22 protein-coding genes and 27 tRNA genes are annotated in these 25,858 nt (G+C 44.6%); 12 read left to right on the top strand and 37 right to left on the bottom strand.

Going from position 1 to position 25,858, the window contains the following annotated elements:
* The first annotated feature begins 105 nt into the window (after nt 1–105).
* The 5 genes from V7K50_RS12640 (at nt 106) to ctpC (ending at nt 6,511) form a co-directional block, all read left to right on the top strand.
* Nucleotides 106–792, top strand: coding sequence for a DUF2834 domain-containing protein (locus V7K50_RS12640; protein WP_334960414.1), 687 nt, complete (start codon nt 106–108; stop codon nt 790–792).
* A gap of 179 nt (nt 793–971) precedes the next feature.
* Complete coding sequence (gene psbA, locus V7K50_RS12635; protein WP_334960412.1) at nt 972–2,054, top strand: photosystem II q(b) protein; 1,083 nt, start codon at nt 972–974, stop codon at nt 2,052–2,054.
* 178 nt (nt 2,055–2,232) lie between these two features.
* Entirely contained in the window at nt 2,233–3,321 is a 1,089-nt protein-coding gene (gene aroC / locus V7K50_RS12630) for a chorismate synthase (protein ID WP_334960410.1), read from the top strand.
* A gap of 429 nt (nt 3,322–3,750) precedes the next feature.
* Complete coding sequence (ispG, locus tag V7K50_RS12625) at nt 3,751–4,977, top strand: (E)-4-hydroxy-3-methylbut-2-enyl-diphosphate synthase (protein WP_334960408.1); 1,227 nt, start codon at nt 3,751–3,753, stop codon at nt 4,975–4,977.
* A gap of 250 nt (nt 4,978–5,227) precedes the next feature.
* The gene (gene ctpC, locus V7K50_RS12620; protein ID WP_334960406.1) at nt 5,228–6,511 is read left to right on the top strand and encodes a carboxyl-terminal processing protease CtpC; all 1,284 of its coding nucleotides are present in this window, start codon (nt 5,228–5,230) and stop codon (nt 6,509–6,511) included.
* A 70-nt stretch (nt 6,512–6,581) separates the two neighbouring features.
* Here ctpC and V7K50_RS12615 read toward each other — a convergent pair whose 3' ends face one another.
* Nucleotides 6,582–6,767 carry a DDE transposase family protein gene (locus V7K50_RS12615; protein WP_334960405.1) on the bottom strand — a complete coding sequence of 62 codons (186 nt, stop codon included), beginning with the start codon at nt 6,765–6,767 and terminating at the stop codon, nt 6,582–6,584.
* Between the two features lie 286 nt (nt 6,768–7,053).
* Between V7K50_RS12615 and V7K50_RS12610 the strand changes: the two genes are divergently transcribed.
* On the top strand, nt 7,054–7,251 hold the full coding sequence (locus V7K50_RS12610; RefSeq protein ID WP_334960403.1) for a DUF6887 family protein: 198 nt from the start codon (nt 7,054–7,056) through the stop codon (nt 7,249–7,251).
* Between the two features lie 82 nt (nt 7,252–7,333).
* Here V7K50_RS12610 and V7K50_RS12605 read toward each other — a convergent pair whose 3' ends face one another.
* Together V7K50_RS12605 and V7K50_RS12600 are read right to left on the bottom strand one after the other, a co-directional pair.
* Nucleotides 7,334–9,061 (bottom strand): succinate dehydrogenase/fumarate reductase flavoprotein subunit, encoded by a 1,728-nt coding sequence (locus tag V7K50_RS12605; RefSeq protein ID WP_334960401.1) that lies wholly within the window; start codon nt 9,059–9,061, stop codon nt 7,334–7,336.
* A 198-nt stretch (nt 9,062–9,259) separates the two neighbouring features.
* Nucleotides 9,260–9,577, bottom strand: a complete 318-nt coding sequence (locus tag V7K50_RS12600) for a hypothetical protein (protein ID WP_190732038.1) — start codon at nt 9,575–9,577, stop codon at nt 9,260–9,262.
* A gap of 468 nt (nt 9,578–10,045) precedes the next feature.
* On the opposite strand from V7K50_RS12600, the gene V7K50_RS12595 reads away from it, so the two are divergent.
* Complete coding sequence (locus V7K50_RS12595) at nt 10,046–10,891, top strand: hypothetical protein (RefSeq protein ID WP_334960399.1); 846 nt, start codon at nt 10,046–10,048, stop codon at nt 10,889–10,891.
* 197 nt (nt 10,892–11,088) lie between these two features.
* Here the strand turns inward: V7K50_RS12595 and V7K50_RS12590 are convergent, their stop codons facing one another.
* From V7K50_RS12590 to pds, 4 genes are all read right to left on the bottom strand, one after another.
* On the bottom strand, nt 11,089–12,408 hold the full coding sequence (locus V7K50_RS12590) for an ABC transporter substrate-binding protein (protein WP_334960397.1): 1,320 nt from the start codon (nt 12,406–12,408) through the stop codon (nt 11,089–11,091).
* A 161-nt stretch (nt 12,409–12,569) separates the two neighbouring features.
* Nucleotides 12,570–12,661 (bottom strand) — tRNA-Ser (locus tag V7K50_RS12585).
* 193 nt (nt 12,662–12,854) lie between these two features.
* Entirely contained in the window at nt 12,855–13,787 is a 933-nt protein-coding gene (gene crtB, locus V7K50_RS12580; RefSeq protein WP_334960395.1) for a 15-cis-phytoene synthase CrtB, read from the bottom strand.
* Nucleotides 13,771–15,210, bottom strand: coding sequence for a 15-cis-phytoene desaturase (gene pds / locus V7K50_RS12575; protein WP_334960393.1), 1,440 nt, complete (start codon nt 15,208–15,210; stop codon nt 13,771–13,773). The genes crtB and pds overlap by 17 nt, the downstream gene beginning before the upstream one ends.
* 562 nt (nt 15,211–15,772) lie before the next feature.
* Here pds and nagZ point away from each other — a divergent pair.
* Complete coding sequence (gene nagZ, locus V7K50_RS12570) at nt 15,773–16,861, top strand: beta-N-acetylhexosaminidase (RefSeq protein WP_334960391.1); 1,089 nt, start codon at nt 15,773–15,775, stop codon at nt 16,859–16,861.
* 274 nt (nt 16,862–17,135) lie between these two features.
* On the opposite strand, the gene V7K50_RS12565 is transcribed toward nagZ, so the two are convergent.
* The 26 genes from V7K50_RS12565 to V7K50_RS12440 all read right to left on the bottom strand — a co-directional run bounded on the left by V7K50_RS12565 (nt 17,136) and on the right by V7K50_RS12440 (nt 19,645).
* A tRNA-Ser gene (locus V7K50_RS12565) sits at nt 17,136–17,218 on the bottom strand.
* A 6-nt stretch (nt 17,219–17,224) separates the two neighbouring features.
* Nucleotides 17,225–17,300, bottom strand: a tRNA-His gene (locus tag V7K50_RS12560).
* A 5-nt stretch (nt 17,301–17,305) separates the two neighbouring features.
* Nucleotides 17,306–17,379 (bottom strand) — tRNA-Ala (locus V7K50_RS12555).
* A gap of 37 nt (nt 17,380–17,416) precedes the next feature.
* A tRNA-Val gene (locus V7K50_RS12550) sits at nt 17,417–17,492 on the bottom strand.
* A 5-nt stretch (nt 17,493–17,497) separates the two neighbouring features.
* A tRNA-Gly gene (locus tag V7K50_RS12545) sits at nt 17,498–17,569 on the bottom strand.
* Nucleotides 17,570–17,573: 4 nt separating this feature from the next.
* Nucleotides 17,574–17,646: transfer RNA gene (locus V7K50_RS12540), tRNA-Thr, on the bottom strand.
* A gap of 8 nt (nt 17,647–17,654) precedes the next feature.
* A tRNA-Cys gene (locus tag V7K50_RS12535) sits at nt 17,655–17,726 on the bottom strand.
* An 11-nt stretch (nt 17,727–17,737) separates the two neighbouring features.
* A tRNA-Leu gene (locus V7K50_RS12530) sits at nt 17,738–17,810 on the bottom strand.
* Nucleotides 17,811–17,814: 4 nt separating this feature from the next.
* A tRNA-Pro gene (locus V7K50_RS12525) sits at nt 17,815–17,887 on the bottom strand.
* A gap of 6 nt (nt 17,888–17,893) precedes the next feature.
* Nucleotides 17,894–17,970, bottom strand: a tRNA-Leu gene (locus V7K50_RS12520).
* 4 nt (nt 17,971–17,974) lie between these two features.
* Nucleotides 17,975–18,049 (bottom strand) — tRNA-Leu (locus V7K50_RS12515).
* Between the two features lie 6 nt (nt 18,050–18,055).
* Nucleotides 18,056–18,132, bottom strand: a tRNA-Leu gene (locus tag V7K50_RS12510).
* Between the two features lie 6 nt (nt 18,133–18,138).
* Nucleotides 18,139–18,214, bottom strand: a tRNA-Gln gene (locus V7K50_RS12505).
* Nucleotides 18,215–18,217: 3 nt separating this feature from the next.
* Nucleotides 18,218–18,290, bottom strand: a tRNA-Gln gene (locus V7K50_RS12500).
* Nucleotides 18,291–18,295: 5 nt separating this feature from the next.
* Nucleotides 18,296–18,370, bottom strand: a tRNA-Asn gene (locus V7K50_RS12495).
* 6 nt (nt 18,371–18,376) lie between these two features.
* Nucleotides 18,377–18,451: transfer RNA gene (locus V7K50_RS12490), tRNA-Phe, on the bottom strand.
* Nucleotides 18,452–18,476: 25 nt separating this feature from the next.
* Nucleotides 18,477–18,551: transfer RNA gene (locus V7K50_RS12485), tRNA-Arg, on the bottom strand.
* Nucleotides 18,552–18,555: 4 nt separating this feature from the next.
* A tRNA-Ser gene (locus V7K50_RS12480) sits at nt 18,556–18,645 on the bottom strand.
* Between the two features lie 4 nt (nt 18,646–18,649).
* Nucleotides 18,650–18,772 (bottom strand) — tRNA-Tyr (locus V7K50_RS12475).
* A gap of 7 nt (nt 18,773–18,779) precedes the next feature.
* Nucleotides 18,780–18,850 (bottom strand) — tRNA-Glu (locus V7K50_RS12470).
* An 88-nt stretch (nt 18,851–18,938) separates the two neighbouring features.
* Nucleotides 18,939–19,010, bottom strand: a tRNA-Trp gene (locus V7K50_RS12465).
* Between the two features lie 3 nt (nt 19,011–19,013).
* Nucleotides 19,014–19,089: transfer RNA gene (locus V7K50_RS12460), tRNA-Met, on the bottom strand.
* Between the two features lie 10 nt (nt 19,090–19,099).
* Nucleotides 19,100–19,172: transfer RNA gene (locus tag V7K50_RS12455), tRNA-Cys, on the bottom strand.
* 3 nt (nt 19,173–19,175) lie between these two features.
* A tRNA-Glu gene (locus V7K50_RS12450) sits at nt 19,176–19,252 on the bottom strand.
* A 4-nt stretch (nt 19,253–19,256) separates the two neighbouring features.
* A tRNA-Asp gene (locus V7K50_RS12445) sits at nt 19,257–19,330 on the bottom strand.
* A gap of 120 nt (nt 19,331–19,450) precedes the next feature.
* Nucleotides 19,451–19,645, bottom strand: coding sequence for a hypothetical protein (locus V7K50_RS12440; RefSeq protein ID WP_334960389.1), 195 nt, complete (start codon nt 19,643–19,645; stop codon nt 19,451–19,453).
* A 195-nt stretch (nt 19,646–19,840) separates the two neighbouring features.
* Here V7K50_RS12440 and V7K50_RS12435 point away from each other — a divergent pair, with 195 nt between their 5' ends.
* Nucleotides 19,841–20,692, top strand: a complete 852-nt coding sequence (locus tag V7K50_RS12435) for a polysaccharide deacetylase family protein (RefSeq protein ID WP_442944585.1) — start codon at nt 19,841–19,843, stop codon at nt 20,690–20,692.
* A gap of 143 nt (nt 20,693–20,835) precedes the next feature.
* On the opposite strand, the gene V7K50_RS12430 is transcribed toward V7K50_RS12435, so the two are convergent.
* The 3 genes from V7K50_RS12430 to V7K50_RS12420 all read right to left on the bottom strand — a co-directional run bounded on the left by V7K50_RS12430 (nt 20,836) and on the right by V7K50_RS12420 (nt 22,118).
* Nucleotides 20,836–21,228 (bottom strand): alr0857 family protein, encoded by a 393-nt coding sequence (locus V7K50_RS12430; protein ID WP_334960387.1) that lies wholly within the window; start codon nt 21,226–21,228, stop codon nt 20,836–20,838.
* A 16-nt stretch (nt 21,229–21,244) separates the two neighbouring features.
* Entirely contained in the window at nt 21,245–21,751 is a 507-nt protein-coding gene (locus V7K50_RS12425; protein WP_334960467.1) for an HNH endonuclease, read from the bottom strand.
* Between the two features lie 115 nt (nt 21,752–21,866).
* On the bottom strand, nt 21,867–22,118 hold the full coding sequence (locus tag V7K50_RS12420; RefSeq protein WP_334960386.1) for a hypothetical protein: 252 nt from the start codon (nt 22,116–22,118) through the stop codon (nt 21,867–21,869).
* Between the two features lie 71 nt (nt 22,119–22,189).
* Here V7K50_RS12420 and V7K50_RS12415 point away from each other — a divergent pair, with 71 nt between their 5' ends.
* From V7K50_RS12415 to V7K50_RS12405, 3 genes are all read left to right on the top strand, one after another.
* On the top strand, nt 22,190–22,525 hold the full coding sequence (locus V7K50_RS12415; RefSeq protein ID WP_334804360.1) for a hypothetical protein: 336 nt from the start codon (nt 22,190–22,192) through the stop codon (nt 22,523–22,525).
* Between the two features lie 525 nt (nt 22,526–23,050).
* Nucleotides 23,051–25,069 (top strand): sensor histidine kinase, encoded by a 2,019-nt coding sequence (locus V7K50_RS12410; RefSeq protein WP_334960384.1) that lies wholly within the window; start codon nt 23,051–23,053, stop codon nt 25,067–25,069.
* A gap of 8 nt (nt 25,070–25,077) precedes the next feature.
* A complete protein-coding gene (locus V7K50_RS12405) occupies nt 25,078–25,665 on the top strand; it encodes an SRPBCC family protein (protein ID WP_334960382.1) in 588 nt (195 codons plus the stop codon).
* A gap of 91 nt (nt 25,666–25,756) precedes the next feature.
* Here the strand turns inward: V7K50_RS12405 and V7K50_RS12400 are convergent.
* Nucleotides 25,757–25,829 (bottom strand) — tRNA-Glu (locus V7K50_RS12400).
* Nucleotides 25,830–25,858: the final 29 nt, after the last annotated feature.

Raw genomic sequence — 25,858 nt, 5'->3', positions numbered from 1 at the left:
TAAGGGACAAGCCGCTACGGGTCTAGGTGAATCAACAATATAATAGCAAGCAGATAGCCTAATTTGTAGTGGCAAAAACAATAATTAATACTACCTAAATCTTTCATGGTTAGAAAAATCGCCTTTGGCTTGCTGTGGCTGGGATTCATTATCTATGCTTTTTTCCTCGCGCCTCCTGAGCAACCCGGTACATTCGAGTTAATTAAAAACCTTTCTGTTGGTCAGTGGCAAGACGTTAACCCCTTAGTCATAGCACTATTCAACCTCATGGGCATCTGGCCCCTGATCTACAGTGCAGTAGTCTTGATTGATGGCAGAGGGCAAAAAATACCTGGTTGGCTGTTTGCTACTGCTTCTTTCGCAATTGGTGCTTTTGCCTTGTTGCCCTACTTAACCCTACGAGAACCCAATAATCAGTTTCTTGGTAAAAAGAATACCTTAATCAAGGTGCTAGATTCTCGTGTGACTGGTTTTGTGTTGACAGTAGCCACAGTGATTTTAGTTGCCTACGGTTTAAGAGGAGGAGATTGGGGCAGTTTTGTCCAAGAATGGCAAACTAACCGCTTCATCCATGTGATGAGCATAGACTTCTGTCTACTTTCCCTACTCTTTCCCACATTACTAGGGGATGATATGGCGCGTCGCGGTTGGAAAAATCCGCCGTTTTTCTGGTTAATAGCGTTGATACCACTATTCGGCCCATTGATTTATTTATCTGTGCGTCCACCTTTGCCAGAAGTGGGTTTAGAGTCCATATCCAAAGAGCCAGCATTTTCACAATCCAAAATCTAAAATGGCACCCACAACAAAGTCCCCCAATTCAGTGAATTGGGGGACTTTGTTGTGGGTGCGTAAATCCCAAGAAAAAAATTTTCTGAAAGTACTTTACAAAACGCAATAAATTACTTAAGATGTGTAACAGGTAGTCAAACCTACCTAATTCATTCGCAAATAACAGCACTTATAAAACAATGACAGCAACCATTCAACGTCGCGAAAGCGCCAACGTATGGGAGCGGTTCTGTAGCTGGATCACCAGCACCAATAACCGCATCTACATCGGTTGGTTCGGGGTAGTAATGATCCCCACCCTGTTAGCCGCTACCGCTTGCTTCGTAATCGCCTTCATCGCCGCACCTCCAGTAGACATCGATGGTATCCGTGAACCAGTAGCAGGTTCCTTGATCTACGGAAACAACATCATCTCTGGTGCAGTAGTACCTTCCTCCAACGCTATCGGCTTGCACTTCTACCCAATTTGGGAAGCAGCTTCCTTAGATGAGTGGTTGTACAACGGCGGTCCTTACCAATTGGTAATTTTCCACTTCCTCATCGGCATCTTCTGCTACATGGGTCGTGAGTGGGAACTATCTTACCGCTTAGGTATGCGCCCTTGGATTGCGATCGCCTATTCTGCACCAGTTGCAGCAGCTAGCGCAGTCTTCTTGGTATACCCCATCGGACAAGGTTCCTTCTCAGATGGTATGCCTTTGGGAATAAGCGGAACATTCAACTTCATGATCGTGTTCCAAGCAGAACACAACATCTTGATGCACCCCTTCCACCAACTCGGTGTAGCAGGTGTATTCGGCGGAAGTTTGTTCTCTGCAATGCACGGTTCTTTGGTTACATCTTCCTTAGTTCGTGAAACCACCGAAACCGAGTCCCTTAACTACGGTTACAAATTCGGTCAAGAAGAAGAAACCTACAACATCGTTGCAGCCCACGGCTACTTCGGTCGTCTAATCTTCCAATACGCTTCCTTCAACAACAGCCGCTCACTGCACTTCTTCTTAGCAGCGTGGCCTGTAATCGGTATCTGGTTCACCGCCTTGGGTGTCAGCACAATGGCGTTCAACTTGAACGGTTTCAACTTCAACCAATCAATCATTGACTCTGAAGGTCGTGTAATTGCAACTTGGGCAGATGTAATCAACCGGGCTAACCTGGGTATGGAAGTAATGCACGAGCGCAACGCTCACAACTTCCCTCTAGATTTGGCTGCTGGTGATTTTGCTCCTGTAGCTCTAACCGCTCCTGCTATCAACGGTTAATTCTGAAAGTTTAGCTAAATGAGAAAGCGCCCTCTCGTAAAAGAGGGCGCTTTCTTATTTGTATATGTAAAAGATGGGTTATACGTCATAAAGTCCAAGTGCCAAAACAAGCACAAAAATTAACTTTTGCACGAACTCTAGGTAAAATACATAAGCCTCATCCTTTTTACTTAAGATAATGGGCAACACTTTTGGTCATCTATTTCGCATAACTACTTTTGGTGAATCTCACGGCGGCGGTGTGGGGGTTGTGATTGATGGTTGTCCTCCACAACTGGAAATTTCGGCAGAAGAAATTCAAGTAGAATTAGATAGAAGGCGTCCGGGACAAAGTAAAATTACCACCCCTCGCAAAGAAGCGGATACCTGCGAGATTTTATCAGGGGTATTTGAAGGTAAAACTTTGGGAACGCCTATAGCGATTTTGGTACGGAACAAAGACGCTCGTTCGCAAGACTACGACGAGATGGCCGAGAAGTATCGCCCTTCTCATGCGGATGCAACTTATGATGCAAAATATGGCATTCGCAATTGGCAAGGTGGGGGTAGGTCGTCAGCGCGTGAGACAATTGGCAGAGTAGCAGCAGGTGCGATCGCTAAAAAAATTCTCCGTCAAGTTGCCAATGTCGAAGTTATCGGTTACGTCAAGCGCATCAAAGACTTGGAAGGTGTAGTTGATCCAAATACTGTCACCTTAGAACAAGTGGAAAGCAACATCGTTCGCTGTCCTGATGCTGAATGTAGCGATCGCATGATTGAATTAATTGAGCAAGTTGGTAGACTTGGTGATTCTATCGGTGGTGTCGTAGAATGTGTGGCGCGTAATGTCCCGAAAGGTTTGGGCGAACCAGTATTTGATAAATTGGAAGCTGATATCGCTAAGGGTGTGATGTCTCTCCCTGCTAGCAAAGGCTTTGAAATTGGTTCCGGTTTCGGAGGGACGGTGTTAACGGGAATTGAGCATAACGACGAATATTATATTGATGAAAAGGGTGAAATTCGCACTGTAACTAACCGTTCTGGCGGTATTCAGGGGGGAATTTCCAACGGTGAAAATATCATTTTACGAGTTGCATTTAAGCCGACGGCGACAATTAGAAAAGAGCAAAAAACAGTAACTCGTGAAGGTGAAGAAACGCTATTAGCAGCAAAAGGACGCCATGATCCTTGTGTGTTACCGCGTGCAGTTCCAATGGTTGAGGCGATGGTGGCGCTAGTGTTGTGTGACCATTTGTTACGACATCATGGACAGTGTAAGGTCTTGTAATAACTACACTAAAACGTGCAGAAAATATTTATACTTCGGGGGTGTGTGTGTCTTCCTCGCCCTTTTTTATCGAGGAATGACAGGAGGCAAAGGGCAGTTATTGCAGGAGGAAAACAGCCCGATGTTCGCGGACTCGCTAACGCGGCGCTATCAGCAATAACTGCCGTGACCAAACGGGTGTTAGGTTTAGTACTCCTACCGAACTACCGTTCAGTGGCTCCAACTCAGGAAAGGTGGTCACTAAGTAACGTCGAAGTGTCGAATCCTATAAGTGAATTGCCCCTCCTGCCTACTTCAATTCTTTGCCTTTCTCATTCTCCATTTTTTTTCTATAGTAATCGTCCAAAAAAGCGCTAGCTGTGGCAATCTGAGAAACAGAGATTTATTAAATCTGATATTTTAGCGACAGCAAATTTACCTATTCAGGTTATGCAAACTCTGCCCACAGTAAACACTTCAAGCATCACATCCAGTCAAGCCACCTTTGATACAACTATCAAGCGGCGTAAAACCCGTCCTGTAAAGGTGGGAAATGTCACTATTGGCGGCGGCTACCCCGTTGTGGTGCAGTCAATGATTAACGAAGACACTCTTGATATTGATGGTTCCGTAGCTGGTATTCGTCGTCTGCACGAAATTGGCTGCGAAATTGTCCGCGTCACGGTGCCGAGTATGGCTCATGCTAAAGCTTTAGCAGAAATTAAACAAAAACTAATTAAAACTTACCAAGACGTCCCAATTGTGGCTGATGTCCATCACAATGGGCTAAAAATCGCTGTGGAAGTCGCCAAGCATATAGAGAAAGTGCGGATTAATCCCGGCTTGTATGTGTTTGAAAAACCAAACGTCAATCGAACTGAGTATACTAAAACCGAATTTGACGAAATTGGCGATAAAATCCGCGAAACCTTAGAACCTCTAGTAGTTTCTTTGCGCGACCAAGGTAAATCGATGCGAATTGGGGTAAATCACGGTTCCCTCGCGGAACGGATGTTATTTACTTACGGCGATACCCCCGAAGGAATGGTAGAATCTGCCATAGAATTCATCCGCATCTGTGAATCTTTGGATTTCCGCAACTTAGTAATTTCCATGAAAGCGTCACGAGTACCGGTGATGGTAGCCGCCTATCGCCTCATTGCCAAGCGGATGGATGACCTGGGTATGGATTACCCGTTACATTTAGGCGTCACAGAAGCCGGTGATGGTGAATACGGGCGAATTAAATCCACGGCTGGTATTGCTACCTTACTTGCTGATGGAATTGGTGATACAATTCGTGTCTCACTTACAGAAGCACCAGAAAAAGAAATTCCCGTCTGTTACAGCATTCTCCAAGCTTTGGGATTGCGAAAAACGATGGTGGAATACGTCGCTTGTCCTTCCTGTGGACGCACTTTGTTTAACCTAGAGGAAGTGCTGCACAAAGTCCGGGAAGCCACTAAACACCTAACTGGGTTAGACATTGCAGTTATGGGTTGCATTGTCAATGGCCCTGGAGAAATGGCAGATGCCGACTATGGGTATGTTGGCAAAACACCTGGTTACATTTCTTTGTATCGTGGCCGAGAAGAAATTAAAAAAGTCCCAGAAGATAAAGGTGTAGAGGAATTAATTAACCTCATTAAGGCAGATGAACGCTGGGTAGAACCTTAATCGGAGCAGGGGAAGCAGGGGGAGATGAGGGGGACAAAGGAGACAAGAAAAATAATCAATGCCCCATACAACTCTTGGAGAGGCTGCGCCAACGACTGCGTTCAGTACAAGTGCCCAATCCCTAATCCCCAATTCGCCAGATTGTCAAGTATTTTGTTTAAATTAGAATACATACTCCGTCTGTACAGTGGTAGCCTGTGTTAGATTGAGCATACTGACTATATATTTTCCCTCTGACGCAGCTGTCATTATGGTGATTACAAAAAGTAGGCTTGTTTTGGGTGCTACGGCAGTGACACTCTCCACGATCGCTGTTACTAGCCTTGGCATTCATTCGCGAGGTCAGGCTTTATTTAAAGCAAGTCCTAAAGAATTGGTAGATGAAGTTTGGCAAATTGTTCAGCGCCAATACGTAGATGGTACTTTTAATCAGGTCGATTGGCAGGCTGTTCGTAAGGAATACTTGAGCAAGTCCTACAGTAATCCGCAAGAAGCGTATAAGTCCATTCGGGAAATGCTGAAAAAGCTACAAGACCCCTACACCCGGTTCATGGACCCAGAGGAATTCAAGAGTATGCAAGTGGATACTTCTGGAGAACTCACAGGAATTGGGATCACAATTGGTCAAGATGAAAAAACCAAGCAACTGGTTGTAATTGCGCCAATTGAAGATACACCAGCCTTTAAAGCTGGTGTTTTGGCGAAAGATGTCATCCTCAAAATCAACGGCAAAGATACTAAGGGGATGGATACAAATCAGGCTGTATCCTTGATTAGGGGTGAAGCAGGAACCCAAGTCAGCCTGACTATTCAACGCGATCGTCAGACAAAACAATTTGACATCAAACGGGCACGGATTGAAATCCATCCAGTTAAGTATTCCCAAAAGCAAACTCCAGCAGGGAATCTTGGTTACATTCGCTTGAACCAGTTCAGCGCCAATGCTGGTAAAGAAATGCAAACCGCCATCAAAGATTTAGAAAGCAAAAAGGTAGCTGGATATATCCTCGATCTGCGTGGTAATCCCGGCGGCTTACTCTTCTCTAGTGTGGATATTGCCCGAATGTGGATAGATAAAGGTAAGATTGTCTCCACTGTTGAGCGCCAAGGAGAGGCAGAAAAGGAAGAGGCAAATGGACGAGCCTTGACAAATAAACCGTTGGTGGTACTGGTAGATAAAGGTTCAGCCAGTGCTAGTGAAATCCTTTCAGGGGCTTTGCAAGATAATAAGCGTGCTACTTTGGTCGGCACTCAAACCTTTGGTAAGGGACTGGTGCAATCGGTGCGTCCCCTGGAAGATGGTTCAGGATTGGCGGTGACAATTGCTCATTATTATACCCCCAGTGGTAGAGATATCAATCATAAAGGCATTGAACCAGATGTGAAGGTGGATTTGACCAAACAGCAAATCCAGGAATTGTGGCTTCATGGACGTGACAAAATCGCTACCCTAGCAGACCCTCAATTCGCTAAAGCAGTGGAAGTGATAGGTAAAAAAATTGCTGCTAAGGGCACACCTACAGCAGAAAAATAAAGTTAGGAGTGAATAGTGAGGAGTTAGGAATAAAAACCATCATTGTTAACTCTTAACTTCTACTCCTAACTTAAACTGGTTGGCACTTTCCAGCCCTAATAAGTCCGACACGTCGAGCGATCGCTTCTGCTTGCGAACTAAAAGGCCCCCACTGTTCTATAATCTCTGGATTGTCTTCGCTAACTTGGTCGCTGGCGATAATTTCGCAGTTTCCACCAGAGCGCTTTACAATATACCAAGTTTGTGAATTATTCATATTTTCAATAAAAACCTTGTTTTTTATAGTAAGAATTTTACGGGATACAGAAAATATTTTTGTACTTACTGCTCAATCAGTGTCTTTAAAGAATTTAACTCAGATTCAGCAGGTGCGATCGTAGAACCCTGTCAATACGGTTCAGTTAAGGCTAAAACTCTTTATCAAAGTCAAATTTTCTAACGAACCGCAGAGGCACAGAGGGAACAGAGAGAAGAAATTACGCCAGATGGTAGTATAGAACCATGAATGTAGTATAGAACCATGAATAATGTAGTATAAAACTATGAATATGGTAAACTATGCAGCAATGAGCGACCAAGAGCTAAAGAGTTACCTTCTCACCCACAAGGATGATAAGCAAGCCTTTTATGCTTACATGGATAGACGAAAATCTCGTCATCGTGATGCTGCAATAAAATTAAATGATCCGGCTTGGGAAGAAATAATAGCTGTGATTCAGAAACAATTAGATTCTAATTGATAACTTGATAATTTTATATTCTGAATCGAGGGGGACAAAATTTTTGTTGTCCCCTCGATTTATCACAGAAATTTACCTTTGGCTAATACTTCCGCTCTTTTGGTTCAAACATGGTGATGGCCACCGGTCGATATTGAATATCAATTCCGGCTGGTGAATAGTAAGCCATTGTGTGTTTGAGAAAGTTAGCATCATCTCGCTGGGAATAGTCTTCGCGGAAATGAGCGCCACGACTTTCTTGACGATTCAGGGCTGATGCCAAAATGGTCTGCCCTACTACCATCAAACTTCGCAGTTCCAAGGCTTCCACGAGTTCCGTATTCCAGCAACTACCTTTGTCATCTAAATAAATCTGAGGGTATTGCTGTTGTATTTCTTCTAGTTTCTGCAAACCTTCAGTCATGAATGCCTCAGTGCGAAAAACACCACAGTACTCAGTCATACAATCCTGCAAGGCTTGACGGACTTGGTTAATACGATATTGTCCTGCTTGTTCTAGCAAAGCTTGAATTTGTTGTTGGGCTTCTGTTATGTAATGTTGCTCATTTACAGAGGGTAACTTACGTTTTTGTACGAATTTGGCGATCGCAGCCCCAGTCCTCTTACCATAAACTACACACTCCAGCAGTGAATTACTACCCAGACGATTGGCACCATGTACGGAAACACAAGATGTTTCTCCAGCAGCAAAGAAAGCCTCAACTAAACCATCGCCACTACTACGAACTTGACCATCGGTGTTAACTGGTATACCACCCATACAATAGTGATTTGTCGGGCGGACTGGCATAGGTTGAGTTACCGCGTCCACACCTACCAAACGATGGGCTTCTTCCCAACAGAAGGGAACGCGACTCATAATTTTTTCTTTACCCAGATGGCGCAGATCCAGATAGACAAAAGGACCACCAGCAGTTCCATCGAGATGAATACCACGTCCGGCGCGAATTTCGTAAGTAATTGCTCGTGAGGTAATATCACGAGGAGCTAGTTCCATACGACTAGGGGCATAGTTCGCCATAAAGCGATCGCCTTCACTATTAATCAGATATGCCCCTTCTCCCCGTACCGCTTCCGAAATCAGCACCCCTACCGGATATAAACCAGTGGGATGAAACTGGACAAATTCCATATCTTCGAGGGGCAAACCTGCGATCGCAGTCATTGCCAAACCATCACCAGAAGAGGCGTAATCATTAGAGGTGGTATTATAAACGCGGCCATAGCCCCCTGTGGCAAACATCACCGCTTTAGCCCGTACCACCTCTATCTGTCCATCCAAAAGATGGAACATGACCACACCCTTCGCCTCATTTTCTTCTAAAATGAGACGCATCACGTACCACTCCTCATAAACTTGCACCCCATAACGCCGCAAATTGTTAACCAATTCGTGCAAAATTGCGTGACCGGTCTTGTCAGCAGCGTAGCAAGTACGGTTGTGAGAATGTCCCCCAAAAGCCCGTTGAGCAATGCGCCCATCGGGTAAGCGAGAGAACAAAACGCCGATATGTTCCAAGTCAATCACCACATCTGGCGCTTCCTGGGCGAGAATTGCCACAGCGTCTTGGTCTGCCAAGTAATCAGAACCCTTGACAGTATCAAAAGCGTGTGCTTCCCAACTATCTTCGGAATCAACATTTTTCAACGATGCAGCCATACCACCTTGAGCCGCCACCGAGTGGGAACGAATTGGGTGGGTTTTGGCAACCACAGCAATATTTAAACTAGGGTCAGTGCGGGCAATTTCCAGAGCAGCGCGACATCCCGCCAATCCACCCCCGACAATAATCACATCATGTTCCAGCATAATAAGCCCCCTGATTGCAAACCACTGCTGTTCTATTGTAGAGAGGTGATTAATCAGGTAGTTAGAGGAATTGCGATCGCATCTCTACAAAAAAATTCCCTGCCTATAGACAGGGATGTGATTACAAATTTTGAAATTATGAAGAGTTATGAGACAGATTGAGTAACTCCTAACTCCTAACTCCTAACTCCTAACTCCTTAGCTAGTTGCTTGTACAGGTTGTTGCTGAGACACATTACCTGGCATCGGTTCCATTTTGGTTCCCGGTCCTACAGGAGTAACTTCAATATGATTTAACAAGGTCGTGACAAAGGCAAACAACAAGAAAGGTAGCGATAGCAGAACTACCAGACCTGCTGTTGCTAAAGCGTATACGGGTCGCTTGGCACCCATCAGCGCTAAGGCTGATGCCAAACTCAGGGTAATTGTAATCAACCAAACAATTATTTGACCGTAGATATCACCGAAAGTCAGAGTACAGACAAACCGATACTTTTGAATATTATTTCCGCTCATCACATTTGCCTCCAGTCTCTCCTAATAGGTTCTACGTTAGAACCATGTTTGCCTTGTAGACAATTTCTAAATATTTTTGCAAGCTTCGTAATATCACTTCACAATCAACCCGTCTTTGGTGGCAAGGTCGCAATCCTAATGATCTCCTCAACAAATTGTCTCTTTACTTAATGTCATCTGTCAAATTCAGGATATTTCAGAATATATAGCAATTTTATTTAATTGTGAAAATTGCAACCCGCAGATCCCCGACTTGGTAAAAGTTGTCGGGGATCTTGTTTCTCATAAATGATTCAGATTACTATAGTATTTAATTTTTGGCTCGCAAATATCTAAGTAGAGAAATCCAGCAAAATCAGAATGGAAAAACCGATTCTTTGATGTTAAATTTTGAGTATTGCCCGAATTTGTTGACTTAAATCAACAAAAACCTTTATTTTTCGTGGCAATGTTGTTTTAGGAGTGAACGTGAATACTATTTTTTTTCGTAAAGGTGTTTTTTGGCTGCCAAGTATAGCTGCTCTTGCAGTCCTAAGTAGCGGCTTATCTGCAAGTGCCCAGACAGTAGACAAGGTGAGCAGTCAGCCATTAGCCGACCCTTCCGCAACTGTAGCGTCTCCCAACGAGTTTAGTACAGAACTAGACACTGTAAGCCAAAAGCTCTCTATAGAAACAACTGAAACATTTACAGCAACAAATTTAGCTAAGGTACAGCAGCCCCCAAACGCTGCGATACAGGAAAATACCGACGCAACGGCTACACCCGTTCCAGGGACAGTAGCAACTTCATCTGCGACGCTCACTTCTGAGTTTGTACAGCCGACTTCTGAAACTAGTTCTGAACCATCTGCTACCAAAGTGGCGCAATCGGATATTGATTTAGGTAGAACTACCCGTGGTGGCAGCAGCTATATTGGCGTTGCTGCTAATATTGGTTTGAGTGGTGATGGTGACGCGTCTTTGGGCGACGGTAATTTCGCGGTAGTGAGCAAAATCGGACTGACAAAGGCTATATCTGTGCGACCCTCAGCCGTATTTGGGAACAGTACCACAATTCTAGTTCCCATCACCTACGATTTTACCTTCAAATCAGCAGATGCTTTTAGCGAACCGTTAGCGATCGCACCTTACATTGGAGTGGGTGCAGCTTATAAAACTGGTGATGATTCAAAATTGGCCTTTTTGGCATCTGCTGGTATTGATGTGCCTCTAACTCCTCAATTCACAGCAACGGCTGCTATAAATGCCGGCTTTTTCGATCAAACTGATGTGGGCTTGTTGTTAGGAGTTGGTTACAACTTCACTGGGTTTTAAAAGTTAGAAGTTAGGAGTTAATAGTTAAGAGTTAATGATGTTTCACTCATAAGGGACTGACAAGAAATAAATTATTCATCTTGTGGGGTGGGCAACATGAGCGCCCTAAATCTAGGACGGGTGGGGACACCCATCCCACAAAAAAAATTTGGGATGTTTTTTTATTTGTCAGTCCCTAACTCCTAACTACTAACTTTCTACTTAGGGGTAACTTTATCAATTACCTTGATTTTGCCATCATCTCCTACTGTCCAAACATCATATACACCGACGACATCGCCATTAGCATCAACATCCACGTTGCCACTGGCTCCTTGGTAGTTAATCTTTTTACCATCTTTAAGTAACTTCAGTCCCTCGCAGACATCGGTAACTTCTGTGCCAGGTCCATCAGCAACTTCACGGATTTTGCTGGCTATGCCAACGCCTGTATTTTCCTTAGCAGATTGCGCTGCCAATGTCAATAAAGCCGCCGCATCCCAAGCCTGAGGAGCATATTCCCCTGGTTGACTACCCTTTTTATCCTTCCACAGCTTGTTGAAAGCTTCTAGTGCTTTACCATCGGAACCGGGTACTGTGCCGATCGCTCCAGCTAAAATATATTTATCACCATCTTTGCCAACTTGTTCTGGGAAAGTAGGTGATTTCACCCCATCTGTCAGCAGAATTTGCACTCCCTTAGTCACACCTTGCTGATAGGCGGCTTTCAGGAACAGACTACCAGTTTCGGCGTACAGTACAGCCAGAACTGCATCTGGCTTACCCGCAAAAGCAGCAGCCGCTTCTGTATCAAATGTCTGGGCTTTGGGATCGTAGCGCACAGGCTTATCTTTATTAACGATGGTTCCACCCAATTTTTCAAAAGTTTCCACAAATGCTTTTTCAAAGCCCACGCCATAGTCGTTATTAATGACGACTGTAGAAACTCGTTTGAAACCTTTTTTTCTGGCAAGTTGGGCTAAAGCTAATGCTTGGTAGGTATCGGGAGGAGCAGTACGCGCCCAAAAGCCTTTAAAATCGCCTTTTTTGGCCTTTTCAGTAAATATGGGACTGGTACTACCAGGGGAAACCAGCATGACTTTATTCGGCGTGGCAATGGAGACTGCTGCACTAGAAACGCTACTGGCAAAGGAACCAACTACACCTGCTACTTTATCCAAAGTTGCCAGTTTTGCCATACCAGCAGCACCAGCTTTGGGGTCGGTTTGGTCGTCTACTTGTACCAAGGAAACAGGTTCTCCATTCACCCCACCGCAAGCGTTGACTGTATCAACAAGTAAAGGGACGGAACCAAGCATCTGCTGTCCTACAGAAGCCAAGTCGCCTGTTGACGGTAGCAGTGAACCAATTTTTAGCCCTTTAGCACTGCTTGTAGTAGTTGAGTTTGCTGCTGGTGTCGCAGTACTTCCGTTGTTAGCTGTGCCATTAGGGGTACTGCTATCACCACAAGCTCCAACTAGAAACCCAATTGCTAGGGTAGCTATACTGAAGGTTAAGGCGGCGCTAATTTTTCTCATAAATTACTTTCACTCCTCAGATATTTAGGAGTCTAAAAGTAAGATTCAAACTAGGTTTGTAACTTAGCTGGATCTTAATCAAGACCCCAAAGGATAAATCATATCATCCATCTTTGGGAGTAGAAGTATTTACCCTGATGCGTGTATCAGAGGCTTAAAAACGGAGAGGGAGGGATTCGAACCCTCGGTACGGAGTTGCCTGCCGTACAACAGATTAGCAATCTGCCGCTTTCGACCACTCAGCCACCTCTCCATGACTCACGAATATTAATTGTAGCAGGTTTGTTGGGGGAAGTCAATAGTCATTTTTAATTGGGCATCCCTTCTCTACGAGACGCTACGCGTAGCTTGTTTCCACGAAGTGGTACGGCTCCGCTCAGGGCAAGTGGGCATTAATCATTAGTCATTGGTTATTAGTGAATAACAAAGGACTAATGACTAATTTTTTAAAGGACTTGCGATCGCATCCAAGCTATAGGTAAAGTACGTAACTTTTTCCACTGGGGGACGTAAGCCCTCTGACTGAATACATCGTAATCGTTGCGTTCAATCGCCTCCAAAATCTGCCCGTACAGCATTGATGCTGCCCACACTGGCCAACGGGCATCGGATGCTAAATAAGTAATTCCCTGGTCAGATGTGGTGTAGAATTGGCGAGCGCGGTCAATTTGAAAGCGCATCAACGCCCGCCAACGATCATCTACCACACCTTGGAAGAAGTCTTGCTCGGTATAGTTGAATTTTGCCAAGTCCTCAAGGGGAATGTAGATCCGTCCCCGTTTGGCATCTTCTCCTACATCCCGCAGGATGTTGGTGAGTTGATTGGCAATTCCCAGAGCGATCGCTTCTTCTGTGGGAAGATATGGTTGTTTGTTCTGCCGCCACGGTGCTGTGTATATGGTGCTATCCACACCCATAACTGATGTTGACATTAAGCCAACAGTACCAGCAACGCGGTAACAGTAGAGGTATAAATCCTCAAAGGTTTCATAACGACTGCGATATAAGTCCATGCGCTGACCGGCAATCATATCCCGAAAGGGCTGAATGTCCATTGGAAAGCGCTGGAGGGTATCAACTAAAGCCACATCGTAATTTTCTAATGGGCGTCCCGCAAAAATCGATTCCAGCTGCTGTTCCCATAGGTCTAGGGTTTCTGGCGTGGTAATAGCAGATGCGGGTCCATCCACCAATTCATCTGTACGGCGACACCAAGCGTAAATTGACCAAATAGATTGACGTTTTACCGGACTCATGAGCAAAGTACCCAGGTAAAAAGTCTTGGCATACTTTGCTGTGAGATGCCGACAAAGTTTGTATGACTCGTCTACAGAGACCAGCGTTTTCATGCGCGGCGGGGAATCAGGCAGTTGCAGCATTCGTTGCGGGCGGTCGGGTGAGCGTTTGCAGGTTTGAGGAATTTGCTACCGGGAGGGCCTCAGAAATCGCCTGCGCTGTCAGCTTACCAGAAAGTACGGCACCTTCCATACTGGCTAAGTAGCGTTGCATGGTGTAATCCCCGCTGAGATAGAAGTTACTAATGGGGGTTGTTTGCGAGGGACGGTACTGTTGACGACCAGGGGTCGCTTTGTAAACTGAACGGGGCGTTTTCACCACATGAGATTTCAGCAATGTTGCTGGATTGTCTCCCCCAAAGTGGTCGGGGAAGAGTTTTTCTAACTCGGCAATAGTGGCAGCCACAATCTCCTCATCGGATTTGGCAATCCAATCTTTTGCCGGGGCTAGAACTAATTCCAGCATCGAGCGTTCGGGGTTGGCGTATTCACGGCAGGTATTGCTCATATCAGCATAAACGCTTAGGAGGGGCGATCGCGAGAATAGCAAGTGATCAATTTGCGTAAGTTTACGATCAAACCACAAATGCACGTTGATCACAGGTACGCCTTCTAAGCCTTCTAGCTTTTGGAAAAACTCCATTTGCTTCCAAGGCGCTGGCAAAATCACCTTCAGAGGGTCAACGGGCATGGCAGATACATACAAATCCGCCGTGAAAACTTCATCTTTATCCCCATTCAACCCCCGAATCAAGTATCCTTTGACGCTACCATCGGCGTTTAGCAAAATCTCTTTTAAAGGGGCATTCAAGCGGACTTCTCCACCGCCTTCGGTGATGTAATCTACTATAGGTTGACACAATCGTTCTGTTGGCGAACCATCCAGAAAGGCCATTTTCGAGCCATTTTTTTCCTGGAGGAAGCGATTGAGGGCGGTTAAAAGAATGGTTGCCGAAATTTCATCTGGGTCGATGAAGTTCAGCGACTTGGCCATGGCAATAAAAACTTCTTTATTGACCCGTTCTGGAATTTTGTGTTTACGCAGCCAATCTGTCCAGGAATATTTGTCCATTTCTTCAACGTACTTTTGCCCCTGAATCATGACCGGTAATAATCCGATGCCAAAGCGGATTTTTTCTGGCCATGTCAGCATGTCGTTGTTTCGCAGAATTGCCACTATACCATTAATCGGTGCCGGCAAATCCGGGAAATCAAAGCGGCTGTAAGTACCTGGTGCATCTGGCTGGTTGAAGATCATTGTGTGTTCTTTCCACTGCAATCGATCTTCAATGTCCAGTTCTTTGAATAACTGCAACATATTGGGATATGCCCCAAAAAAGATGTGCAGACCTGTTTCGTACCAATCTCCATCGGCATCTTTCCACGCTGCCACTTTACCGCCCAGAACGTCCCGACGTTCCAAGACAATGGGTGTGTGACCTGCGTCTGTAAGATATTTCGCGCAGGAAAGTCCTGCTAGTCCCGCTCCCGCGATCGCTACTCGCATGTAACCCTACTGCTCTTCAATATTTCTTAACCGTTTTGTCGTTCTCATTATACGTTGCAATCCGTTACATTTGGCAGTTATTGTGCGATCGCTTCCCCAAAAAACTTTTGCCAAAGGGAATTTTACCTACGCACACCCGCTCTAGCAAATTGCCAATACCATTGTTGGCAATAGCTTTGCGGCGTGCATTTCATCTATATTTACACACAAGAGATTTAAGGAAACAAAAGTATTTCCTTTGACTGAAAATAGCTAATCCCAAAGCTTGTCTGAAAGTAGTTGATTTCTTTGCTAATTTGTGTATTTGCTGTGAGGAAATGTCTGGAGCATTGCTAAAAGACTGCTAATTAATTTCCCACATATAGCAATTCCAAATGAGCTACAAACAAAAAGATCCCCGACTTCTTCAAGAAGTCGGGGATCTAAGTCTCTCTTTACTGGGTATCTAAGACAAGAATAAAAAACTTGCCTTTCCGCTCCCTGTAAGGGTGTAGGATAAATGTTTATGTCCTCTAGGTTGAACAACCCACTTGTTTACCTCACAACTTATGGGTAAAAGATTATGAGTGTATCGCAAGAGCTAAAGCGCTTTGGACATCACCTGATTCTAGGTATTTCCGGCACTACATTAAGCGATGACGATAAACGCGCACTCAATGAATTAAAACCGATTGGGGCGATCTTTTTTGCTAAGAATTTTCGGGATGGCACTCCATATCAGGTTTGGCTGGAAAGCTTCAAGGATTTGAACAGCCAGATACGAGAATATACTGAACGTGATTCCATGTTCATCACTCTCGATCATGAAGGAGGTCGTGTAATTCGTACACCACTGCCAATTACCCGCTTTCCTCATGCCTTATTGCTGCGATCGCACGCCTACGAAGTAGCAAAAGCCACAGCATTAGAACTAAAATCACTGGGTATTAACTTATCTTGGGCACCTGTCGCAGATATTTTTTCCCATCCCAATAACCCTGTAATTGGGACTCGCGCCTTTGGTAACTCTCTCGAAACTGCTACTCAAGGTGCGCGTGACTACTACCTTGGACTTCGAGATTCAGGAATTTTGGGATGCGCCAAGCACTTCCCCGGACATGGAGACACTAGCAAGGATTCTCACATTGAGCTACCAATACTCAATTTAAGTTTAGAAGACCTACGACTTCGAGAACTGATACCCTTCAAAGCCTTAATCGAAGTCCAGATTCCTTTGATCATGACTGCTCATATCTTATTTCCCAAGATAGATACCGAAGTTCCAGCAACCCTTTCCCAAGCTATCCTCAAAACGATACTGAGAGAGGAACTTGGATTTAAGGGAGTGGTTGTATCTGACGACTTGGATATGAAAGCGATCTCAGATATGTTTATGAAAGCTGGTACTGTGGCGCGGTCACTTCATGCAGGTTGTGACTTGTTTATTGTCTCACGCAATATTAACTCATCATCTATAGAAAGAACTTATCAGATTGCTGAAGATTTTGCTGATTCCCTCAGTAACGGTAGCTTAGATGAAGCAGTGGTAGAAGCAGCTAGAGGAAGAATTGAGAAACTACTGGCAGTAACACCGCAATATCCCGTACATACTCTGGATAAAAATATATTATTGCAACACGCTCAACTAGCGATCGCTAGTTCCTATTCATAACCCAAGTGCATTCAAATTACATATTAGCTAATTCTTAATTTTGAATTTTGAATTTTGAATTGTTTAGTGGGTGGTATAGGGGTTTAACCTATTTCTGCGGGTTAAGAGCTAGATGCACAGCCGGTATGCCAACCACCCTAGTTAATTTGAAAAAGAAATGAGCAAGTGCGATTTGTAATACCAACATTAGATATAAATCCACCAGGGAGGTACTGCCCCTCCTATTTCTGTGTTATCAGCACAGCGCCTCACTTTTCGGCTTCAGGTGGAAAAGAGGAAGATGGAGGAATCGAACCCCTACAGTTGCCCGTACTCCAAGGTTCAAGCTTGGTTGCCGTCCATTCAGCAGCATCTTCCATTCAAGGGTGCCTGACGGGACTTGAACCCGCTATGACTGGTTCCACAAACCAGCGCCTCGACCACTTTGGCTTCAGATACCATCGGTGGATACTGGTCGGATTTGAACCGACATCTTTCTGCTTGCAAGGCAGACGCTTTCCCAGTTAAGCTACAGACCCATTAAATAAGTTACTACTTAACGATGAGGGCTTGAATTGGTAGTCCTGGCAGGAATTGAACCCGCAACATTCTTCTTGTAAGGAAGACACTCTACCAATTGAGTTACAGGACTACGCAAGCGAGTGGAGGGAGTTGAACCCACGTACTGAGTATGGCGTACTCAGATGCTACCGATTACATCACACCCGCATCAAGCTGGTAACAGGAATTGAACCTGCAACCTACTGATTACAAGTCAGTTGCTCTGCCAATTGAGCTACACCAGCACTAATTTTGGTGACGGGGGCAGGAGTCGAACCTGCCTCAGGTTATGCAGCCCCACGAGCCACTGTTGCTCTATCCCCGTATATTCACCAATACCCCTGACTGGATTTGAACCAGCAACCTCTTCGTTCTAAGCGAAGCGCCTCTTCCGTTGGGCTACAAGGGCAAAGTCTGAGTGGTAGGGATTGAACCTACGACCTGGAGTTCCCAAAACTCCCGCGCTCCCATCTGCGCCACATCCAGATATTTTGGTACTCCCGACAGGATTTGAACCTGCAAAAAACTAGATCCTCGGTCTAGCGCGTCTTCCGTTCCGCCACGAGAGCTTAGTACTCCTGGTGGGAGTTGAACCCACAAACAAACAGATTTTAAGTCTGCCACCTCTTCCAATTGGGCTACAGGAGCAAAGTTTGGTACTCTTGGTGGGAATCGAACCCACAACTTACCGTTTTTGAGACGGCAGCCTCTTCCAGTTGGGCTACAAGAGCAGAGTTTGGCAGCCCCGCCAGGACTCGAACCTGGAATCTTCGCCTTCAAAGGGCGCTATGTTGCCAATTACACCACAGGGCTTTATTGCCAGGGCAGGGTTTGAACCTGCAACCTCATCGTTCAGAGCGATGCGACTTACCAATTCGTCCACCCGGCAATGAATGGCTGCCTCAGTAGGACTCGAACCTACAACCGCGCGGTTAACAGCCGCTTGCTCTACCATTGAGCTATGAGGCAACGAAGCCCCCCAGGTCGGAATCGAACCGACGACCTCCTGTTTTTCAAACAGGCGCTAACTACCAACTGAGCTACCGAGGGATAGAAGAAGAGATCATCTAAAGAGCGAGAGTGGAGGGATTTGAACCCTCACGTCTTCAGTTTCGTAGACTGAGATGTTATCCAGTTACACCACACTCTCAAAACGGAGAGGACAGGATTTGAACCTGCGACGGGTATTAATTACCCGCTTCCTCTTAGCAGGAGGACGCTTTTAGCCACTCAGCCACCTCTCCATAGTGGGTCGAGCAGGATTTGTAGCTTGCTTCCCGTTCGCGGAGCGTCCCGAAGGGAAGGGTACCTGCGCGCAAAAAAGAACAGTTTTACAGACTGTCGCTTTCAGCCAGACTCGGCCACCGACCCATAATCATTCCCTCGACGAGAATTGAACTCGCATCTGTGCTTTGAAAGAACACTGACTTAACCATTCGTCCACGAGGGCATAATTGGAATTTTGGATTTTAAATTTTAGATTTGGGATTAAAAAATTTAATCTAAAATTGGCAATCTAAAATCCCAAATTGTCTGACGCAGGGGCTAGGATTTGAACCTAGAACATCGGATTTGGAGTCACGAGGTGTTACCGTTACACTATCCCTGCATTTGGTGGCAGTGGCGGGATTTGCACCCGCATATACCAGGGTATGAACCTGGGGCTTTGCTAATTAAGCTACGCTGCGATCGCACCAGAGGTCAGGGCGGGATTTGAACCCGCGCTAATCGGTTTTGCAGACCAACGCCTTACCAACTTGGCTACCTGACCATTTGGGAGTCCTGACGAGATTTGCACTCGCAATCTTCAGCTTGAGGGGCTGACGGCTTAAACTATTCGCCTACAGGACTGCAACCAGGGTGACGGGATTTGAACCCGCAACATTTCCGCAGACAACGGAACGCTCTAGCCAATTGAGCTACACCCCGATTTTTTGGAATCTGTGCCTAAACTTTGAGGTTTTTAGGCACAAATTTTGTTGGTGAACTTGCCCATTTCTTATTTAGTTTTCAAGGTTCAGAAAATTTACTTTTAACTGTTATAAACTGTTAGGAAAACAACCGAAACTCTAGGTAGCAAGCCTGTTGTATATTACGGATGTATTCAGTGGTTTTGATGAGTGCAAAATTAGAACTTTTTTCGTTTATTGCCTCTACTGCCGATGGTTTGCAAGTAGGAGCAACTTTCTTGCCTGGGGACTCTGGTTGATTCCAGCGCCTCTGTTTTAGTTGTATGTAGAACATGACTTTGACCCTTGAGAAGCTTTGTCTTTCACTTCACTACATTTATACTACAAAATACTACAGAAGGTGTCAAGGGGTTTTAGAAAGTTTTTTTAAAATTGTCTAGAAAAGCTGCTGCACTGAGATTTCAATTTGCTAAACCCTCTGAAAAGTAAAACTACAGCTTATGATTGGGTGAGTCTTTAAAAGCCTGACGTGACAGATAACTACCTCATGCGACAAAAGATAATTAGTATTGTCGCGATCGCCTCTAGTATTACAGCTTGTAGTATTGCTCCAGGTACCTCCCCACAATCGGGGTTGAACCAGCCAGTAAGCAAAATCCGTACTGCACAAGTTCAAGATCCAGCAAAGGGCCAAATTAATGCCCAGCTACCGCCATCAGCCAAAGTAGAAAACCCTACCTTTACAGTCCCAGCTAAATTTCAGGGAAAAACAGTTTATAAGGTCCAACCCAGCAATAACGAAAAGGTTATTGCTTTAAGCATTGATGATGGACCTTGGCCAAAAACAACCCTAGAAATGCTGGATATCCTCAAGCAAAATAATGTTAAAGTAACATTTTTTTGGGTAGGACAAGCTTTACAAGCAAATCCCGACCTAGCCAAGCGTGAAGTAGCCGAGGGACACGCCATTGGCAACCATACTTGGCATCATTGGTATCGGCGAATGGATGAAGCCACAGCCAAGAATGAAATCGATCGCACATCTGATCTGATATACAAAACTACAGGAGTCAAAACTTTTCTATTTCGTCCTCCTGGAGGCTTTTTAAACAACGGATTAGCTGCTTATGCTAAAAGCCAGAAGGACGCTGTAATTATGTGGTCGCTAACTTCAGCTGATACCGATCCTCACGCCAAACCCCAGGCATTTGTAAATAATGTCCTGAAAGGTGCGAAACCTGGTTTCATTGTTTTAATGCATGATGGTGGTGGCGATCGCCGCAGAACTGTAGAAGCTTTGCCACAAATCATCAGTGGACTCAAACAGCAAGGCTACCGATTTGTGACAATTCCCGAACTACTGCAAATGAAGCACACCTGATTTTAAATTTTGGATTTTGGATTTAATAATCCAAAATCCAAAAAAGTCTGTTCTTACAGCGCCTCCAAGAGTTACCCCTGAATTTCAAAGTGAGAACAAATCTAAAATCCAAAATCCAAAATAGAGTCACCCGACTATTTTGTTTATTCGCTGACTACAGAAGCACTACTTTCTTGAGCTTCTTGCCAAAGTTTGTGCAAAAAGAACTCGGCGCGATCGCTTATAGTGGTGACAAACACACCCACCGCATCCTTAGAACTATCTGATAGCCAAGAACCCCGCAGAGTGACTTCCATATATTCGGTGTCACAGGCACAGAGGGCAATAATTTCTCTGTCATCTCTTTTTACCTCAGCCCTGAGTACTTCTACTCCTGGCAAATCAACGGGAAGCAAAAAGGAAGCGGTACTGGGTTCAATGCATAAACTTTGCCCAACTCGCAGGGCTAAAATCACTCGCTGCGCTACCCATTCTTCTAGCGACAGAGTGACACATTCCAAATCAAAACTGCTTTCAGTGTAAGTTAATTTCAGCATTCCTTATGCTCTCCTGTTATTCCAGGTTTGCTTGCATATCTATCCAAAACTGTTCAGCAAAAGAAATCGCGGGGTGCATTGGCGCTTTTGGTTTGGTACGCAGTTGCATACCAGCTTCAAACAGGGTGCGATCGCCTTTACGGGAGTTACATCTCTCACAAGCTGTGACTACGTTATCCCAACTGTGAGAACCGCCTTTAGAACGCGGCATCACATGATCTAGCGTTAAATGTTTGCCGCTACCGCAATATTGGCAATTGTGATGGTCTCGTCGTAACACTTCCCGCCGATTCACTGGCGGAACTTTCCACATCCGCTCATTAGAAGTGATTGTCAAGCGAATGTGTTTTGGTACATCGATTACCAAATTGGGTGAGTGAACTCGCCACCCGCCTTCTGTGGTCAAACCAAGGGGTTGGGCTTTGTTGGTTACTAACAGCACAATTGCCCGCTTGATATTGACCTGACACAGTGGCAAGTAATTTTGCGAAAACACCACCACAGATTGCTCTAACACTTGCATTGCGATCGCGCCGCGCCTGGAAGATATCGTCACAGACTTAACTCCTTATAAAAAAACCCCCGCTTCAAGTTTTGGCTGAAGCGGGGGTTAGAATTGACCGGAAAATTTTCTGGTCTCATATCGGTACAGTATTCCTTTGTCTGTACCCCCCGCTTTGTCCATCTAGTTCTGGTTTTGCAATCAGCGCACTAATGCCGAGATGTCTAGAATCATAATTGCCCTCTGTGATTTGCCCATGATTTCGGCTACCATCGCCCATAAATAAATACTCCACTCCCATAGCAGCTGATTCCCAACTGGCTCGGCAATTGGTGGTACATAAAATAGAAGTAGATATGGGGTAAATGGGTTTCACAGAAAATTTCACCTATTGAAGATTCCTTTAAACATACTACACTTGTATTACTATCCTGTCTATACCTTTAAGGAGAAAAAGTCATGCATACGATCGCCCGCACCCCAACCACCGATATGGAAGTTACCAGCATTCGCCTAGAGCGGGAACTCAAAGATAAACTCAAAGAAATAGCTGGGAATCAGGGATATCAAGCTCTAATCCGAGATATCCTTTGGAATTATGTCCAGCAAAAATCAGGTGAGTGGAAGCCTCGATTTTCCCGAACTGACATTCGAGCTAGTATCGCTGCCACAGCCCAGCAGGAAGAACGCTGTGTACTCACAGGTCAACTAATTCAAGCCCAACAACCGATGTTGTTAGGACTGACGAGGAATGGCGACATGGTTCCTCTGAGTGTCGAGAGCTTGGCTGGATAGTCTTAATATTCAGACGAATGCAGCCCAGTTATTATCACTAATAACTGGGCTGCATTCCAAATTTAGCTTTATTAATATTTTACTGAGGTTACGGAGATAAAAGAGTAACTTGTTAAACTTACTAGTTTTAATAAAAAATGTAATAAAGATTTATAAAGTAAGTTAAGTAATTTTACGTGTTTTGAAGGGTAATTTTGCTGGAATTCCAGAGAAATTACGGTTTATGTATACTTACAGGCAGGATAAAGTTAGTGAATTATTTCAACATAGAGCAGTTAAAAATAAGCTAACTGAAGCATTTATAGGATATCTTAAATATTCTATTACTTATCTAACACTGTAGCAATTTGCTTGATGCAGTGGAAATTTGGCCATCTGAGATAGAAAAGGGCTATAACAGGTGAGAGAAAGTATTCAGACCAGATTTGTCAATTATCAGGGTGTCGCAACACAACTAACGGTGAAGAATATGCCAAGAAGTTGGGTGCAGAAACAATTGGGTGATTATCCGAGGGCGTGCCAAGAATGAAAAAACCTTTATCATCCTCGCCATATTACGTAGATGACATAGATCGACTACAACCTTATCAAGTCAAGCTGATGCATCATCAGGAAGAACGTGCCCGCCAGTTGGTACAAAAGATTAACCAAATCATTGCCAATAGCTCGGCGACGGCATTGATGCTGCAAGATATTGCCCAATTGCTAGGAGTTGCTTTTGAAGTAGATTGCTGCTGCTTGGTTTCAGTAACGGGTGAGACATCCGACGAAGCGACTACTACTAATTGGTGTGCTGATGAGTATATCGGGTTGCCACACCCAGAAGAGATGTTTTCGATGGAACAGTTGCTTATGCACTCCCCAGTGCTGCAATGTGCTGCCCAACCATTGACTATTGAAGACATTTCCATCATTCAGAACAGTCTGGTAATTGGGTGTCAGTCTTTACCACTACCAATCAAAGCAGTTTTGGCAATTCCCACCCGCTTTGGTGGCAATAATAACGGAGTGATTAATCTGATTAAATTCCAACCTTATGAATGGAGTGAATCAGAAAAACAACTGCTCAAAGAAGTGGAGTCGGCTTGCGCGATCGCTTTTGCGGGAGTGGCACAAGCTCAATTAATTGCTCATCAAGAACAGTACGTGCAAAAGAGCAACCAGCATCAAAGCTTGATCAAGCAGTTAACCTTGTTGAGTCGCAGCAACTTGGAGCTGAATCAAATGCTCCAGTTAGTTGTCGTCTCGACAGTCGAATCTCTCCAGGCAGATCGGGGTTTGCTCATTTTACTAAAATATACAGATCCCCTATTTAGGACTCAAGCTAAAAAACAAATTCCTAAAGCCAGAGCTACTGTGAACGCTGAATGGGCTAAGGAAACACAAAGTTCCCCCACTAATGAACTAGACACCTTAGCTAAGTCTTTCTTGGTTTCAGAGTGTGGTTTATGCCAGCGTGCCTTCATGGATTCTGGAAAGCCAGTCATCTTCGATGACTATACAGACGAAAATGAGACCTTGACAGCTGCTCCATTATTTGCAATACAGGAATTGCCTGCGGTTCTTTTAATGCCATTAGAAAGTCAAGGTAAAATCTTGGGATTCTTAGTGCTACAGCAATCTGTGATTCGCAATTGGCAACCAGCAGAATTAAATCTTGTGGAAATGGTTTGCGCTCAAATGAGTAATGCCATCATTCAGTCACAGACATTGCGCCAAGTGCAAACTTTGGTAGATGAACGGACGGCGAAACTCCAGAGTAGTTTGGAACTGCAAGCGAAGTTGCATGAAAGAACCCGGCAGTATGTTGAGCAACTGCGGAAACTTAATGAACTCAAAGATGAATTTTTGAGTAACATGAGCGATCGCCTACGCTATCCTCTGACAAATATGCTGTTGTCAATTCGGAACTTACGTTTGCCAGGAATAGCACCAGAGCGTCAAGTTAGATATATGGATATCCTAGAGCAGGAATGTACAAAGGAAATTAACTTGATTAATGACTTGTTGACACTCCAAAAACTAGAATCGCCTCACGAAGCTCCGCTATTACAATCTATAGATTTAAATACTAGAATCCAGGATATAGCAGCATCTTTTGAGAAAAAACTCGCAGAAAAGGGATTAAGGTTTTCTGTAGATTTACCAGAGGAATCGCTAAAACTGCAAACTGAACTGGAGAGTTTTGACCGGATTCTACAAGAATTGTTAACTAATGCCTGTAAATACTCAGAGCATGATACAATGGTTCGCTTTGAAGCGGCTCACCGAGTTGATCAACAAATTGATCAAGTTATCATAAAGGTGACGAATACAGGACGCGCCATCTCTGAAGAAGAAGCCACCTACATCTTTGACAAGTTCCGTCGCGGAAAAGGGCGTTGGACTCCAGGGACAGGCTTGGGACTTGCTCTAGTTAAGTCTTTAGTACAGCATTTGAATGGAGCGATCGCGGTTCAAAGTCTCCCAATCCCGGATTCGGAACAAAGCGAAATTTGCTTCACCCTGACTCTGCCCCAATTTTCTGACGAAAGCAAACCATAATTCTGAAAGTGACTAAACAACAGAACGCAACAGAGAACCTTGATTTTCAGTCTCCCACTGATGACACCAACCGAGAAGGGGATGAAACTGCTAAGGTAGAAATTCAAATTGAGAAAATAGCAGAGCGACAGAGGCAAATTACTGCCAAAATCCAAATCCCCCAACCAGTGGAGCAAATCTGGAAGGTTCTGACAGATTATGAAGCCTTACCTGACTTCCTTCCCAACCTTGCCAAGAGTCGTTTAATCGAGCATCCCAATGGTGGGATTCGACTGGAGCAAGTAGGCTCCCAGCGCTTACTGAATTTCAAATTTTGTGCGCGGGTAGTTCTGGATTTGGAAGAATGCTTCCCCAAAGAAATTAATTTCCGTATGGTAGAGGGAGATTTTAAAGGCTTTTCTGGTAGCTGGTGCTTAGAGCCTTATTCCTTCGGTGAGTATATAGGAACAAATCTGTCCTACACAATTCAAGTTTGGCCTAAACTCACTATGCCAGTAGGAATCATTGAAAATCGCCTTGGTAAGGATCTGCGGTTAAACCTCCTGGCTATTCACCAACGCGTAGAAGAGCTAGCCAGCAAAGAACCGTATGTATAACAATTAAACCATCATCCAGGCTTGTTCATGGATGATGGTTTTAATTTTGTAAATTTCAAACAAAAAAGCTTCTGCTTTTATTGTTTTTAAGTACCCCCAGGGGAATTCGAATCCCCGTTACCTCCGTGAAAGGGAGGTGTCCTAGGCCTCTAGACGATGGGGGCATCAGACTCAGACCTTTTATAAGGTAACG

The organism is Nostoc sp. (assembly GCF_036917135.1).
In the GTDB taxonomy this organism is placed as follows: domain Bacteria; phylum Cyanobacteriota; class Cyanobacteriia; order Cyanobacteriales; family Nostocaceae; genus Nostoc.
The sequence above is the reverse complement of the archived record's forward strand: the minus strand, read 5'-3'. Positions and strand labels throughout refer to the sequence as shown.